At 71.0% G+C, this 14,796-nt stretch carries 12 protein-coding genes and 2 pseudogenes; 6 read left to right on the top strand and 8 right to left on the bottom strand.

Going from position 1 to position 14,796, the window contains the following annotated elements; all coding sequences use genetic code 11:
- Positions 1 to 37 precede the first annotated feature (37 nt).
- A complete protein-coding gene (gene mshD, locus ACIOGX_RS20835; protein WP_356514782.1) occupies positions 38 to 958 on the bottom strand; it encodes a mycothiol synthase in 921 nt (306 codons plus the stop codon).
- A gap of 405 nt (positions 959 to 1,363) precedes the next feature.
- On the opposite strand from mshD, the gene ACIOGX_RS20830 reads away from it, so the two are divergent.
- Positions 1,364 to 3,193: a bifunctional metallophosphatase/5'-nucleotidase gene (locus tag ACIOGX_RS20830; RefSeq protein ID WP_387012558.1), complete on the top strand. Its 1,830-nt coding sequence runs from the start codon at positions 1,364 to 1,366 to the stop codon at positions 3,191 to 3,193.
- Between the two features lie 167 nt (positions 3,194 to 3,360).
- Here the strand turns inward: ACIOGX_RS20830 and ACIOGX_RS20825 are convergent, their stop codons facing one another.
- Positions 3,361 to 4,047: a TetR family transcriptional regulator gene (locus tag ACIOGX_RS20825; protein ID WP_401767917.1), complete on the bottom strand. Its 687-nt coding sequence runs from the start codon at positions 4,045 to 4,047 to the stop codon at positions 3,361 to 3,363.
- A gap of 104 nt (positions 4,048 to 4,151) precedes the next feature.
- Between ACIOGX_RS20825 and ACIOGX_RS20820 the strand changes: the two genes are divergently transcribed.
- Entirely contained in the window at positions 4,152 to 5,021 is an 870-nt protein-coding gene (locus ACIOGX_RS20820; RefSeq protein ID WP_401915029.1) for an oxidoreductase, read from the top strand.
- A 163-nt stretch (positions 5,022 to 5,184) separates the two neighbouring features.
- Here ACIOGX_RS20820 and ACIOGX_RS20815 read toward each other — a convergent pair whose 3' ends face one another.
- Complete coding sequence (locus tag ACIOGX_RS20815; protein WP_401767921.1) at positions 5,185 to 5,901, bottom strand: hypothetical protein; 717 nt, start codon at positions 5,899 to 5,901, stop codon at positions 5,185 to 5,187.
- A 179-nt stretch (positions 5,902 to 6,080) separates the two neighbouring features.
- Between ACIOGX_RS20815 and ACIOGX_RS20810 the strand changes: the two genes are divergently transcribed.
- Positions 6,081 to 7,004, top strand: a complete 924-nt coding sequence (locus ACIOGX_RS20810) for a phosphatidylinositol-specific phospholipase C (protein ID WP_401915026.1) — start codon at positions 6,081 to 6,083, stop codon at positions 7,002 to 7,004.
- A gap of 64 nt (positions 7,005 to 7,068) precedes the next feature.
- Here ACIOGX_RS20810 and ACIOGX_RS20805 read toward each other — a convergent pair whose 3' ends face one another.
- From ACIOGX_RS20805 to ACIOGX_RS20795, 3 genes and pseudogenes are all read right to left on the bottom strand, one after another.
- Complete coding sequence (locus ACIOGX_RS20805) at positions 7,069 to 8,514, bottom strand: sensor histidine kinase (RefSeq protein WP_401915023.1); 1,446 nt, start codon at positions 8,512 to 8,514, stop codon at positions 7,069 to 7,071.
- 119 nt (positions 8,515 to 8,633) lie between these two features.
- Positions 8,634 to 9,353, bottom strand: a pseudogene (locus ACIOGX_RS20800) (response regulator transcription factor); the annotation flags it as partial.
- A 129-nt stretch (positions 9,354 to 9,482) separates the two neighbouring features.
- Complete coding sequence (locus ACIOGX_RS20795; RefSeq protein ID WP_401915020.1) at positions 9,483 to 10,538, bottom strand: S1C family serine protease; 1,056 nt, start codon at positions 10,536 to 10,538, stop codon at positions 9,483 to 9,485.
- A gap of 224 nt (positions 10,539 to 10,762) precedes the next feature.
- On the opposite strand from ACIOGX_RS20795, the gene ACIOGX_RS20790 reads away from it, so the two are divergent.
- Entirely contained in the window at positions 10,763 to 11,305 is a 543-nt protein-coding gene (locus ACIOGX_RS20790) for a GntR family transcriptional regulator (protein ID WP_401915018.1), read from the top strand.
- A gap of 153 nt (positions 11,306 to 11,458) precedes the next feature.
- Here ACIOGX_RS20790 and ACIOGX_RS20785 read toward each other — a convergent pair whose 3' ends face one another.
- Together ACIOGX_RS20785 and ACIOGX_RS20780 are read right to left on the bottom strand one after the other, a co-directional pair.
- Positions 11,459 to 12,481, bottom strand: a complete 1,023-nt coding sequence (locus ACIOGX_RS20785) for a LacI family DNA-binding transcriptional regulator (RefSeq protein WP_129767970.1) — start codon at positions 12,479 to 12,481, stop codon at positions 11,459 to 11,461.
- Positions 12,482 to 12,504: 23 nt separating this feature from the next.
- Positions 12,505 to 13,398: a response regulator transcription factor gene (locus ACIOGX_RS20780; RefSeq protein WP_401915015.1), complete on the bottom strand. Its 894-nt coding sequence runs from the start codon at positions 13,396 to 13,398 to the stop codon at positions 12,505 to 12,507.
- A 259-nt stretch (positions 13,399 to 13,657) separates the two neighbouring features.
- Here ACIOGX_RS20780 and ACIOGX_RS20775 point away from each other — a divergent pair.
- Both ACIOGX_RS20775 and ACIOGX_RS20770 read left to right on the top strand, forming a co-directional pair.
- Positions 13,658 to 14,485 (top strand): annotated as a pseudogene (locus tag ACIOGX_RS20775) (alpha/beta hydrolase); the annotation flags it as partial.
- 24 nt (positions 14,486 to 14,509) lie between these two features.
- Positions 14,510 to 14,791, top strand: coding sequence for a MoaD/ThiS family protein (locus tag ACIOGX_RS20770; RefSeq protein WP_360419160.1), 282 nt, complete (start codon positions 14,510 to 14,512; stop codon positions 14,789 to 14,791).
- Positions 14,792 to 14,796 lie beyond the last annotated feature (5 nt).

Raw genomic sequence — 14,796 nt, 5'->3', positions numbered from 1 at the left:
CCCTTGTCGTCGGTTCAGGACTCCGTTTGTCGTCGGTTCAGGACTCCGTGCGGTACATCAGGTCGACCTCGTGCGTGCTGAAGCCGAGCCGCTCGTACACCGTCACCGCCGCCGTGTTGTCCGCGTCCACGTAGAGCATCGCGGTCGGCAGCCCCTGCGCCGCCAGATACCGCAGCCCGATCGCGGTGAGCGCCTTGCCGAGGCCGCCGCCCTGCGCGTCGGGCCTGATGCCCAGGACGTACACCTCACCGAGCTGCTCCCCGGCGTGCACCTTGGTCCAGTGGAAACCGATCAGTTCGCCATCGCGCTCGGCCAGGAAGAAGCCCTTCGGGTCGAACCACGACTGGGCGAAACGGTCGTCCAGGTCCCGCTGGGTCAGCGCGCCCTGCTCGGGGTGGTGGGCGAAGGCGGCGGCGTTGACCGCGAGCCACGCCGCGTCGTCCTGGCCGGGGACGAACGTACGGACGGTGACCCCGGCGGGCAGCACCGGCTCCGGGATCGCGGGCGGGACCAGCGGCCTGCGCAGCTGGCGCAGTTCACGGAACAGGGTCAGCCCGAGTACCTGGGCCAGATGCCGCGCGGCCGACCTGCCGCCGTGCGCCCACACCCGCAGCCGCTTCCCGGACGCGCCCAGCAGGGCCGTACCCAGCGCCCGCCCGTGGCCCCGGCCCCGGCACCCGGGGCGTACGACCAGCTCGGCGGCCGGGGCCTCGATGGGATCGGTGTCCTCCAGCTGTCCGTACCCGACGAGTTCACCGTCGACGGTCAGCAGGAAGTGCCGTACGCCCTCCCGGTGCCCGCCGCGCAACTGGAGCCGGCCCTGCTCGGAGACGGCCTGCACCTCGTCCGAGGCGGCTGCCTCCGCCAGCAGGGCGAGTACGTCTTCGGCTTGCCCGGGGGTGAGCGCGTCGAGGGTCTGGATCTGCCGGCCGGGCTCGCGGGCTACTGCGTCAGTCATGGGTCGAGGGTACGGCGGGGGCGCGGCGGGAGGGCGGATGGTCCGGGCGGTCCGGCGTGCGGTCCCGGCGGGGACGGCGTACGGTCCGGGCGGGGACGGCGTACGGTCCGGGCGGCGACAGCGTACGGTCCGGACGGGGTTCGGCCGATACGTGGCGTTTGGTCCACGCGGTATGCGGCGTCCGGTCCGGGTGCCACACGGCGACGGTCCCGGCGAGGACGGCGTATGGTCCGGGCCGCGACAGCTTCCGCACCCGCAACGGCAACCAGCTCGTAACCCGGTACCCCCTGTCGTGCTACGCGCGTTGACTCTAGGCTGCGGCTCGCGGGCTTCGTTACACTCCGCGCCTTTCACCCCCCTCACGCTTCACTCTCACCTCGCACGCTGAATTCACCAAGGGGATCGATGTCAGCGACACCGCAGAAGAACCGCGCGGCACGGCGGGTGCTCGCCGCTGCCGCAGGTCTGGCTACCGTCGGCGCCCTCTTCGCCGCGATGCCGACCGCCACCGCCACCGAGGCCGGTCACGGCAAGGGGCACGGCCACGGCCATGGCTCGCACAAGCCGAGCACCGTTGACGTACAGCTGCTTTCCTTCAACGACCTGCACGGCAACCTGGAGGCGCCCGCGGGCTCCGCCGGGACCGTCACCGAGAAGCAGGCCGACGGTACGACCAAGGCGATCCCGGCCGGTGGTATCGAGTACCTCGCGACCTCGCTGCGCAACGCCCGCAAGGGCAACCCGTACTCCGTCACCGCGGCCGGCGGCGACATGGTGGGCGCGAGCCCGCTGCTGTCCGGCCTCTTCCACGACGAGCCCACCATCGAGGCGCTCAACAAGATCGACCTCGATGTCACGACCGTCGGCAACCACGAGTTCGACGAGGGCGCCGTCGAGCTGGCCCGCCTGCAGAACGGCGGCTGCCACCCGACCGAGGGCTGCTACGAGAAGGGGAAGAAGTTCAAGGGCGCCGACTTCCCGTACCTCGCCGCCAATGTGACGTCGGAGAAGACCGGCAAGCCGATCCTCAAGCCGTACACGGTCTGGAAGAAGAACGGCGTCAAGATCGGCTTCATCGGGGTGACCCTGGAGGGCACGCCGAACATCGTGACCGCCGAGGGCGTCAAGGGACTCAAGTTCCACGACGAGATAGAGACGGTCAACAAGTACGCCAAGGAACTGGAGCGGCAGGGCGTCAAGTCGATCGTCGCGCTGATCCACGAGGGCGGCTCGCCCGCGTCCACCGCGTACAACTACGACTGCGACAGCCCGGGGGCCGGTGACGGCATCTCGGGTCCGATCGCCGAGATCGCCAAGGGCATCACGCCCAAGGTCGACGCGCTGGTGACCGGCCACACGCACCAGGCGTACGTCTGCACGATCCCGGACCCGTCCGGGAACCCGCGACTGGTCACGTCGGCCTCGTCGTTCGGCAAGCTCTACACGGACACCACGCTCACCTACGACCGTCGTACCAACGACATCGTGCGCACGAGCGTGGAGTCGGCGAACCACATCGTCAGCCGTGAGCAGCCGAAGGCGGCGGACATGACGTCGCTGATCGGGCGCTGGAACAAGCTGGCCGCGCCGATCGCCAACGCCCCGCAGGGCTTCATCTCCGCGGACATCAACGGCCGCGGCGCGACGAGCCCGGAGTCGCCGCTCGGCGACGTGATCGCGGACGCGCAGCTCACGGGCATGGCTCCGGCGGACAAGGGCGGCGCGCAGATCGCCTTCATGAACCCGGGCGGGATCAGGTCGGACCTGGTCCACAAGGCGTCGGGCAGTGAGGGCGACGGCGTGGTGACCTACGGCGAGGCGTTCACGGTCCAGCCGTTCACCAACATGATGAACGCGGTGGACCTGACCGGCGCCCAGCTGATCACGGCGCTCCAGCAGCAGGTCAGCGGAGTGAACGAGGCGTCCCCGAAGATCCTTCAGATCTCGAAGGGCCTCACCTACACCCTGGACATGACGAAGACGGGCGCCGCCCGGGTCGTCACGGACTCGGTGAAGCTGGACGGCACGGCGATCGACCCGGCGAAGACGTACCGCGTCGCGATGAACGAGTTCCTCGCCGGCGGCGGCGACGGCTTCCCGGCTCTGGGCGAGGGCAAGAACAAGCTGGTCGGCCCGTCGGACCTGGACCTCTTCAACGCCTACCTGGCGGCGAACTCCACGGCGCAGGCGCCGCTGGCCCCGCCGGCGGCGGACAGGATCACGATCCTGAAGTAGCGGTACGGGCAGGGTACGGGGGGTACGGGGGTACGGGGGTCACGTCAGCGGACGTACCCGTCCGGAGGGCGGTGGGCGACAGACTCACCGCCCTCTGGCGTGCGGGGTGCGGGTTCGGGTGCGGGTGGCTGGCGGGTGCGGGTGGGCTTCGGCGCGGCCCACCCCGGCTACGCCTCGGTTCCGGGCTCGCTTCCCACCGCCGTCAGTCCCACGACCGTCGCGTGCAGCAGGCGCGTCAGGCGGGGTGTGAACTCCACGGCGGCGTGGGCGAGGCGGGTGTCCTCTCGGTAGAGCTTGGCCAGGGTCTCCGGTGGGTGCGAGATCTGCCAGAGGGACTGCGCCAGCGCCATGGATGTCGTGACGAGGTCGAGGGCGGCGTCCCGGTTGAGGTCCGGGAGCGCGGCGGCCAGCGTTTCCGCGATGTCCTGGGCCGCCGTCACGGCGCTGAGCTTGAAGGCGCGCACCACGTCGGCGGAGACCGCCCGTTCCAGGCTGAGCGGGGCGTGGGCGAGCAGGTCGCAGAAGAGCGGCCGATCGCCGAGCGTGTCCGCCAGCGCCGTCGCCAGGCCGGACGGGGTGACCGCCGGGCCGGTGCCGAGCCGGTTCCGTAGCGCCTCGGCCCACTCCCGCCAGCCCTCCTCGGCGAGCCGCAGGAAGATCTCCTCGCGCGATTCGAAGTACCTGCGCACGGCGGAGACATGCACACCGGCGCTGGTGGCGATCTCGGTCAGGGTCACCGCTCGCACGCCCTCGTCGCGCGCCAGCCGGCGGGCGGCGTCGAGGAGATCGTCGGCGCGCTGTCGTTTGCGCTCCGGGGTGCGGGCCCGCTGGAAGCCGGGCTCAATGGTTTCCATGCCCTCACCCTACGGTCGCCGCATAACGCAAGTGTCATGCGTTATCTTTAACGCAAGCGACGCGCGTTATCGAGGTCGAGGAGCTGACGATGAAGGAGAGCGGCATGTCCCAGCAGGAGCAGGAGCAGGAGCAGGAACAGGAGCACGAGCGGGTCTGGTTCATCACCGGCGCTTCCCGGGGCCTGGGACTCGCCCTCGCGCAAGAGGCCCTGGCGGCCGGTAAGCGCGTCGTCGCGACCGCGCGCCGTACCGAGACGCTCTCCGGGCTGGTCGACGCGTACGGGGACCGCGTTCTGCCCCTGGCCCTGGACGTCACCGACCAGGCGCGGGCCGAGAGCGCCGTTCAGCGTGCCGTCGAGCGCTTCGGGCGCATCGACGTCGTCGTGAACAACGCCGGTTACGCCAATATGGCGCCCATCGAAGAGGTCACCATGGACGACTTCCGCGCGCAGGTGGAGGCCGTGTTCTTCGGCACGGTCCTGGTCACCAAGGCCGCCCTGCCGGTCCTGCGGCGCCAGGGCAGCGGTCACGTCATCCAGATCGCCTCCATCGGCGGCCGGATCACCGCGCCGGGCCTGGGCGCCTATCAGAGTGCCAAATTCGCCGTCGAGGGCTTCTCCGGCGTGCTCCGGCAGGAAGTCGCGCCGCTGGGCATCAAGGTGACCGTGGCCGAGCCCGGCGGCATGCGTACCGACTGGGCCGGCTCCTCCATGGAGGTGCCGGCCTTCGACGACGCCTACCGGCCGACCGTCGGGGCCATGACCGAGCGCCTGCGCGCCGGCAGTGGCAAGGAGCCCATCGACCCCGTCAAGGCCGCCCGCGCCCTGATCGGCATCGCCGACGAGGATGAGCCGCCGCTGCATCTGCTCCTGGGGCGCGACGCCCTCCAGTACGGCACCGCGGAGCTGGAGCGGACCAGCGCCGAGGACAAGCGCTGGGCCCATGTCGCCGGCTCGGTCGACTTCGAGGACTGACCGGAGGACCGACCGGCAGGAGACGGCGCCGACAGGAGCGAGGGCGCGGACAAGAGGGCGGGCGCAGAACAAGAGGGCGGGCCGACAGAAGCCAGGGCCGGTAAGAAGGAAGGCCGGTAAGAAGGAGGGCCGACAGGAGGACCGCCCCCGACGCCCCGCTCCCTCAGCTCCAGTCGAACGTCAGCAGCGCCAGCCGGTCGACAGGCTCGAAGAACAGCAGAATCCAGTCGGCCCCGCTCCGGCGGTAGTGCCAGCCCGGCACCGCCGCCACGAACCGGAACGGGTTTCCCGCCTGGCTCACGGGCCACGCCCGGTCCTCGTCGAATTCGAGCCGGAACAGGTCGGGATCCGCCCAGTTGCCCTGGTCGGCGTAGCCGCCGAGCTGGTCGAGCAGCGCCACCCCGTCGGTCGCCCCGTACAGCGGTGCCCCGTCGTCGTCACGCATGAACAGCCGGCCCTCGCGCCGGAACGCGTCCCGGTGGGTCCGGTAGCTGCGTTCCTGGAGTTCGCAGTGCTCGTCGAGCGCGGCGCGGAACCCCGGCCAGGGCTCCGGCACCTCCTCGGGGGTGGTCGCCCGCGCGAAGTACCGTACGTCGCCGAGCAGCCGGTACCGGTCGTCCTCCAGCGCGAACCCGAGCCAGTTGGGCGTCTGGAGCGCGGAGTGGAAGTCCCGGGTGTGGTCGCCGAGATAGCCCTCGGCCGGTTCCAGCGGGCTGACCAGATGGATCCACCCGTGCCAGGCCGGGTCGACCTGCGCGAGATCGATCGAGATCAGGGGGTGCAGATGCCGGGCCAGCCCGACCTGGTCGGCGACGAACACGTCCGCGGGCTCCGGGTACACCCGTAGGCCCGCGCCGGCCGTCACGACTCCCTCCCGCATCCGGGGTCTTCCGCCGCCCGCCCCGGCCGGTAACTCTTCCACGGATATCGACGCCCCTCCCGTGATCACCGATCAAATGATGATCAACCTTAGCGTTCGCTCATGCGCTGTTCCTTGCCTGTCGTGTACCGGTCATAATCCGAGGGCTGACCCCCCACGCCCGACGGAGGCACCCTCGTATGAGCACGTCCATAAACACGCCCGTAGGCACGTCCACAGGCACGTCCATAGGCACGCGCCGGGGCTTTCTGGCCGGCGCGTTCGCTGTTTCCGCCGCTGCCCTGATCGGCGCGGCCCCGGCCGTGGCCGCGCCGCGGCGCGCGTTCGCCACATACGACTGGATGGGCGGCTTCGCCGACTCCACCCCCGTCCAGCGGCTGACCATCCCCGGCACGCACAACGCCGGCGCGCGCGTCGGCGGTCTTTACGTGGCCTGCCAGAACACCAGCATCGCCGAGCAGTTGAACAGCGGCGTCCGCTTCCTCGATGTCCGCTGCCGGGCGTTCGAGAACGCGTTCACCATCCACCACGCCGCGTTCTACCAGAACCTGAACTTCGACGATGTGCTGAACGCGTGCCGGGACTTCCTCCGGGCCAACCCCTCCGAGACCGTCCTGATGCGCGTCAAGCAGGAGTACTCCGGCGAGAGCGACGCGGAGTTCCGGCGGATCTTCGACACCTATCTCGACGGCAAGGGCTGGCGCTCCCTCTTCCGGCTCGACGGCAACCTCCCGACCCTCGGCGAGGCGCGCGGGCGGGTCGTCCTGCTCGCGGACAACGGGGGACTGCCCGGTGTGCGGTACGGGGACTCCGGGCTCTTCGACATCCAGGACGACTACCAGGCGGAGCCCGGCGCCAAGTACCCCAAGATCGAGGCGCACTTCCGCAAGGCGGCCCAGCAGCCCGGGAAGATGTTCATCAACTACGTCAGCACGGCGGCCCTGCTGCCGCCCCGCTGGAACTCCGACCGGCTGAACCCGCAGGTCCACACCTTCCTCGACGGCGGCGAGGCGAGCGGCTGGCGCGGGCTCGGGATCGTGCCGCTGGACTTCCCCGCCACCCGGCCGGGACTGGTCGAGTCGCTCATCCGGCACAACGGCTGACGGCTGACGGCTGACGACCAACGGGTGACGACCAACGGGTGACGGCGCGTACCGGAACCGGCTCTCAGAATTCCCGGCTGCCGGTTCCGGTGGTCTCCGGCGGGGGCGTCGGCGCCCCCGGGATACGGATCACCGCCGCCGTCCCGCCCCCCGCCGCCTGGCGCAGCGCGATCTCGCCGCCCGTCTGCTGGACCGTACGCGCCACGATCGAGAGGCCCAGCCCCGAGCCCGGCAGCGCGCGGGCCGACGGTGAGCGCCAGAACCGTTCGAAGACATGCGGCAGTTCGTCGGCCGGGATACCCGGGCCATGGTCCCGTACGGTCAGCTCGCCGCCCGTGGTCAGCGACACCTCCACCGAACCGGCCGCCGGGCTGAACTTCACCGCGTTGTCGAGGACGTTGACCAGCGCCCGTTCGAGGGCGGCCGGCTCGGCCCGTACGTACCAGGGGTTCAGCTCGGCGCCGATGGTCAGGTCGGGCCCGCGCAGCCGTGCCCGGTCCAGCGCGCTCTCCACGACGTGGTGCAACGCGACGACCTGGAGGGGCCCCGGATCCGCGGCGTCCGGGCGCGACAGCTCCTGGAGATCACCGATGAGCGCGGCCAGCTCGGTCATCTGCGCCTTGACGGACGCCATGAGCGCCTTGCGGTCGTCGGGCGGGATCGCCCGGCCCGTCTCCTCGCTGCGTGCGAGCAGTTCGATGTTCGTACGGAGCGAGGTGAGCGGGGTCCGCAGCTCGTGCCCGGCGTCGGCGATCAGCTGGGACTGCCGGTCCCGGGAGGACGCCAGGGCGGCGGTCATCGAGTTGAAGGAGCGGGACAGCCGGGCGATCTCGTCCTCGCCCTCGACGGGGATACGGACGGCGAGATCCTCGGTCCGCGCCACATGCTCGACGGCCCGGGTCAGCCCGTCGACGGGCCGCAGCCCGGACCTGGCGACCCAGAGCCCGGCCGCGCCCGCCCCGAGCACGCCGACGCCGGCGACGGCGGTGAGCAGCAGGGCGAGCCGGTTCAGGGAGGCGTCGATCTCGGCGAGGGGGCGGGACACCGAGACGGCCACCTGGGCCACCTGGGTGCCGGTCCGGTAAGGGGTGGCCTTGGTGAAGACCCGCACCTTGGCCCCGCTGTCCGTGACGCTGTTGTGGAGCGACTCGCGCAGGGTGCCGGTGGCGACCCCCACATCCTGCGGCTGGACCTTCACCGGCTCCGAGAACGAGGCCACACAGCGGCTGCCGTCGCTCAGGACCACCTGGACGTAGGCGAAGCCGGTCCCGTTCCCAGGACTGGCCGGGGCGCCGCAGTTGTTGAGCGCGTCCCGCACCGTGGGCTCTCCGGCACTGGTGTTCCTGAGCGAGTTGTCCAGCTCGCTCTCCAACTGCGTGCGCGTGAGCAGCCAGCAGGCCACCGCCGCGACCGCGACCGCGACCGCGACCGCCGTGGCGACCAGCAGGGCGAGCCGGGAGCGGAGCGGCAGCGTACGGAGGCGGTGGAGCGGGCCCGTCGGACCGGTCACGCCGGGCCGCCCGTCCCGGTGCCTGTGCCTGTGCCCGTGCCTGTCCCCGTCCCGGCGCCGGAGCCGGAGCCGGGAACCGCCCCGCCGCCCGTGCCGCTTCCGCCGCCTGTGCCGCCTCCTCCGTCGGCGCGCAGCGCGTACCCCACGCCCCGCACCGTGTGGACCAGCCGGGGTTCGCCGCCGCTCTCCGTCTTCCGCCGCAGATACATCACGTACACGTCCAGGGAGTTGGAGCTCGGCTCGAAGTCGAAGCCCCACACGGCTTTGAGGATCTGCTCCCGGGTCAGCACCTGCCTCGGGTGCGCCAGGAACATCTCCAGCAGCGTGAACTCGGTACGGGTCAGCTCCACCCGCCGGTTCCCGCGCATCACTTCGCGTGTCGTCAGGTCCATCCGCAGATCCGCGAAGGCCAGCACATCGTCGTCGGGCACGTCGCCGGCCGTGGTCGCCGCGTACGAGCTGCGCCGCAGCAGGGCGCGGATCCGGGCGAACAGTTCGTCCAGCTCGAAGGGTTTGACCAGGTAGTCGTCGGCGCCCGCGTCCAGCCCCGTGACCCGGTCACCGACCGTGTCGCGGGCCGTCAGCATCAGGATCGGCACCTTCGAACCGCTTCCCCGGAGCCTGCGGGCCGCCGTCAGACCGTCCATCCGCGGCATCTGGATGTCGAGCACGATCAGATCCGGATCGTAGGCGGCGGCCTTGCCGAGCGCGTCGATGCCGTCGACGGCGACCTCGGTCCCGTATCCGTCGAAGGCGAGGCTCCGCTGGAGGGCCTCGCGTACGGCGGGCTCGTCGTCGACGATCAGGATCCGCTGGGGATCGCCTTCGGCGGGACTCATCTCGCTGCTACCTCGTCAGTCGGCTCGGCGGAACGGTCGGGCATGTCACAGGTCGTACGACGGGCGTGCGACCCGTGCTATCAGCGTCGCACGCCTCCCTCACGGTGGCTCGCGCCACGTCCCCGGGGATCAGCCGGTGCCGCCGGAGCGCAGTGCCGAGAGGTCCGACTTGACGGTGTTGACCGGGATGGCGAAGCCCAGCCCCACGCTCCCGGCGTCGGAACCGCCGGTCGCCGAGGCCGAACTCGGCGCGTACATCGCGGAGTTGATCCCGATGATCTCACCGTTCATATTGATCAGCGCGCCGCCCGAGTTGCCCGGGTTGAGCGAGGCGTCCGTCTGGAGCGCCTTGTACGTGGTCTTCGAGGAGCCGGTGTCCCCGTTGAACTGCTGCCCGCCGAACTCGAACGGCCAGTTGCCCCCGCCCCGCTGCGGTTGCTGCTGCTGACCCTGGTCCTGGTCCTTGGCCACGGTCACATCGCGGTTGAGCGCCGAGATGATGCCGCTGGTGACGGTGCCGGTCAGGCCCTCGGGCGAGCCGATCGCCACGACCTGGTCGCCGACCTTCACCTGGTCGGAGTTGCCGAGCGTGGCCGTCTTGAGGCCGCTCGCGCCCTCCAGCTTGATCAGCGCGAGGTCCTTGTCCGCGTCGGTGCCCACGACCTGGGCGGTGTAGGTCTTACCCGTGCTGAGCTGGACCTTTATGGAGGAGGCGCCGGCGATCACATGGTTGTTCGTGACGATCTCGCCGTCGGACGTGATGATCACGCCCGAGCCGGTGGCCTCACCGCTCGTGGAGGTCGCGTTGATCTCCACGATGGCGGGCGACACGGCCTGGGCGACGCCGGCCACCGTACCCGCGCTGCTCTGCGAGACGGTCGTCCCGCTGACCGTGGTGCCGATGCTGTCCGTGCCCCCGCCGGTGTAGTTCCCGACCAGGGCCGCCGTCCCGCCCCCGACGATCGCCGCGGCGATCGCCACCGCGGCGAGCAGCGCCACCGGCCGCCTGGCACGCCGGTGAGCGGTGGCGGTACCGCCGACGGGAACGGTGGGACCGTACGAGGGCGGCGGCGGATACGCCGAGCCCTGGAACCCCTGCCCCTGGTACCCCTGCCCCGGAAACCCCTGGGTGGGGTGCTGCTGCGTGCTGTCTGCGTCGCCGCTGCCGCGGTAGTTGTCGGTCATGGCAACGACTGTCCGCGCCGTAGATGAGAACGAGCTGAGGACGTTCTGAGAAGGGCAACAAAAGCGCGTATGCCCCATATAAAGGCCGCGCGCCGGACGAGCCGGGACGGGGTGGCCGGTGGAGCATCAACCCTCACGGACCAGTGCTTCCGCTCGGTGGCGAGTGCTCACTTACCGTGTAGAGCGGCAAGGTCGGAGTCGTGTCAGCAGCACAGGAGGACGTCATGAGCGCCGGCGAATGGGTCAGTACCTCGATGCCGTACCTGACACCACCCGGTAAGGGGCAAACCGACGCGTGGGGCGCCGAGTTGGCGGCGCGGGGGCGGCCGGGGGGCCAGCGGATCGTCGGTGCGGGCGAGGTGGAGGCGTCGGACGAGGTGGCCGGATTGCTCGGCGTCGCCGTAGGGGAGTTGGTCGTTGTGCGGAGGCGGATGATGTTCCTGGAGGACCTGCCCTGCGAGCTGACCGACACGTACTACCCCGCTTCCGTCGCACGCGGCACGCGTCTCGCCGGGACGGCGAAGATCCCCGGCGGAGCCGTCGCACTCCTCGCCGAGCTGGGGTACGTCGGCGTACGCGTCCGGGAGGATGTGACCGCCAGGATGCCCGCGGAGGAAGAGCGGGAAGCCCTGTGCGTCGAGCCGGGCGAGCCGGTGCTGGGCCTGACCCGGGTCACGCTCGACGGGGAGGACCGGCCCATCCAGCTCGACAAGATGACCATGCCCGCACACCGGCAGCGGCTGCGTTACGAGATGAGGATCGGATGACGACCGTGCCCCTGCCGGAGTAGACCCCGTACACGGAGCGTGCACGGACAAGAGCGTGGACGACCGCCGGACGCCCCATGAGCGGATCGCCGCCGATCCGCGCGATGAGATCATGACCGGGATCTCGCCCCGGGCGCCGACGGCCGCCGGAGGCTACGCGCAGCCGCAGGAGCGGCGCACGATCAGTGCCGACGGGAACTGCTTCACCCGTTCCCGCCGCGACCCCGCCACCCGCAGCCCGTCGTCCAAAACGAGATCCACCGCGGCCCGTGCCATCGCGGGCCGGTCCGAGGAGATCGTCGTCAGCGGCGGGTCCGTGAGGCCGGCTTCCTTGACGTCGTCGAAGCCCGCCACCGCCAGCTCGCCGGGGACATCGATCCGCAGTTCGCGGGCGGCGCGCAGCACGCCGATCGCCTGGTCGTCGGTGGAGCAGAAGATCGCCGGCGGCCGGTCCGGGCCCGACAGCAGTTCCAGCGCGACGTTGTACGCGTCGTACCGGTTGTAGAGGGCCCGGAAGAGGCGGCCCTCCACCGGCCGCCCGGCCTCCAGCATCGCCCGCCGCCAGCCCTCGACGTGGTCGGTCACCGGGTCGCCGACGACCGGGGTGGACTCGACCCCGCCGAGGCAGGCCACGTACGGATGGCCGTGCTCCAGCAGATGACGGGTGGCGAGCTGGGCGCCGCCGATGTCATCCGTGACGACCGCCACGTCGTCGATGCCCTCGGGCCGCTCGTGCAGCAGCACGACCCGGGCGTCCCAGGCCTCTATCTCGGCCGCCGCGCGCTCGCTCGGGCCCTGGCTGACCAGGATCAGCCCCGACACCCGCATGCCCAGGAAGGCCCGCAGATAGTGGACCTCCCGCTCGTTGCGGTAGTCGGAGTTGCCGACGAGCACCATTTTCCCGCGCTCGGCCGCGGCCTGTTCGACCGCGTGCGCCATCTCCGCGAAGAAGGGCTGTCTCGCGTCCGGCACGACGACCCCTATGAGGTCGGTGCGCCGCGAGGCCATCGCCTGGGCGACCCGGTCGGGCCGGTACCCCAGCTCCTTGATCGCGGCGACCACCCGCTCGCGCGTGGCCGGGGCGACCGGCCTCGGTCCGTTGTTGATGACATAGCTGACGACGGCGGTGGACGTACCCGCCAGTCGTGCCACATCGTCCCGCGTCACCTTGGCCACGCGCGGAGTCTACGCGTGGTGACCTACCGCTTGGCAGGTCGCACGGCACTTTCTTGTGTGGCGTCCAGTTCGGCGGCCCTGTCGTCGCCCCGGGGTGCCTCGGCCTTCTCGTGCCGCGGCTCGGGGTGCGAACCGTTGCGGGAGCCGTGGTGAGCGCCGTTACGGGACGGGTCCGCGGCGGCGTTCGCCCGGGTCGTCTCCTCGGAGGCGTTCGGCCGGTCGGCCTTGTCCGAGCCGCGCTCGCCCTTCTCCGGGGTGACGAAGCGGTAGCCGACGTTCCGTACGGTCCCGATCAGCGACTCGTGCTCGGGGCCGAGCTTCGCGCGCAGCCGCCGTACGTGGACGTCGACCGTCCGCGTACCGCCGAAGTAGTCGTAGCCCCAGACCTCCTGGAGCAGCTGCGCCCGGGTGAAGACCCGGCCGGGGTGCTGCGCGAGGTACTTGAGCAGCTCGAACTCCTTGAAGGTCAGGTCCAGGACCCGCCCCTTCAGCTTCGCGCTGTACGTCGCCTCGTCGACCGACAGGTCGCCGTTGCGGATCTCCATCGGGGAGTCGTCGGTCGAGATCTGCTGCCGGCCCATCGCGAGCCGCAGCCGGGCCTCGACCTCGGCGGGACCCGCCGTGTCGAGCAGTACGTCGTCGATGCCCCAGTCCGCGGTGACGGCGGCGAGGCCGCCCTCCGTCACGACGAGGATCAGCGGGCAGCCCGGTCCGGTGGACCGGAGCAGCTGGCAGAGCGACCGCACCTGCGGAAGGTCGCGCCTGCCGTCGATCAGAATGACATCGGCACCAGGGGTGTCGACGAGAGCGGGCCCTTCGGCGGGAGCCACCCGCACATTGTGGAGCAGCAGTCCAAGAGCCGGCAGCACCTCCGTCGAGGGCTGGAGTGCGTTGGTCAGGAGCAGCAGAGAACTCATCGCCGCCCACCTGCCTCGGCCGGACTGTTGTCATACACGGTTCGCTTGCCCATTACGTCGGTTCCTCCTCGGTCCCTGCGAGGACGTATGCGGCACTGCTTGTCCTACGGTGGTGCCGGTCGCGGATCCCTCGCCCTGAGGCCGCGGCCGTGATGTCCGTGTCTTCCGTCTGCGTCATCTGTCTGTAACAACGGACGGGAAACACAAAAGGACCCGGGGGCTACATTGCCCGGATCCTCTTCGCAGCAGAATAACCCACATGTGCTCGGCGACAGAGGGTCAATCCCGCAGATCACCAGATTCCCCGGGTGCCCGGAGCACCCGGCGCACGGTCCTCAGGACCGTGGACGGGGTCCCCATCGAGGCGGTGTACGAGCCGTGTACGGCGGGTTTCGGACAGGATTTCCGGGCGGACGGCGAAACCGCGATCGTGCTCGCACATGGGTTCACCGGATCAGTCGACAGGCCGGCCGTACGACGGGCGGCGCGGGTGTTCGCGCAGCGTGCGGCCGTCGTCACCTTCTCGTTCCGCGGGCACGGCCGCTCGGGCGGGCGCTCGACGGTCGGCGACCGCGAGATCCTCGATCTGGCGGCGGCCGTGGAATGGGCCCGTGCGCTGGGCCATTCGCGTGTCGCGACCGTCGGTTTCTCCATGGGGGGTTCCGTGGTGCTGCGCCATGCCGCGTCGCACAGGGGGCGCACAGGTGCGCGGACCGACGCCGTGGCCGCCGTGAGTGCCCCCGCGCGCTGGTACTACCGGGGAACGGCCCCGATGCGGCGCCTGCACTGGGTGGTGACGCGGCCCCTGGGGCGGCTGGTGGGCCGCTACGGATTGCATACACGTATCCATGACCGGGAGTGGGACCCGGTGCCGCTCTCCCCGGTCGAGTCCGTCCCGCTGATCGCGCCGGTGCCGCTGCTCGTCGTCCACGGCGACCGCGACCCGTACTTCCCGCTGGACCACCCCCGCGCACTGGCCGGGGCCGCGGCACCGGGCGCCGCCGAACTATGGCTGGAGCCGGGCATGGGGCACGCGGAGAACGCCGCCGACGACGCGCTGCTGGCCCGTCTCGGGGAGTGGCTGACGGAGCCGCGAGGGCCGTCGGCCATCATGGGAGCCGACGAGAGGAGCGCCGCCATGGCATCGGGCACGATCCGCTACTGGGCCGCGGCCAAGGCCGCGGCGGGCACCGCGGAGGAGCCGTACGCGGCGGACAATCTGGCCGACGCGCTCGCGGCAGCGCGGGTGAGGCACCCGGGCGAGCTGGCCCGCGTACTCCAGAGGTGTTCCTTCATCGTCGACGGTGACCCCGTGGGGACCCGCGGGCATGAGACCGTACGGCTTGCCGAGGGCGGCACGGTCGAGGTGCTCCCGCCGTTCGCAGGAGGGTGAACCGC

The organism is Streptomyces sp. NPDC088147 (genome assembly GCF_044741565.1).
In the GTDB taxonomy this organism is placed as follows: Bacteria; Actinomycetota; Actinomycetes; order Streptomycetales; family Streptomycetaceae; genus Streptomyces.
Note: the sequence above shows the minus strand (reverse complement) of the source record. Positions and strands in the feature narration are given on the sequence as shown.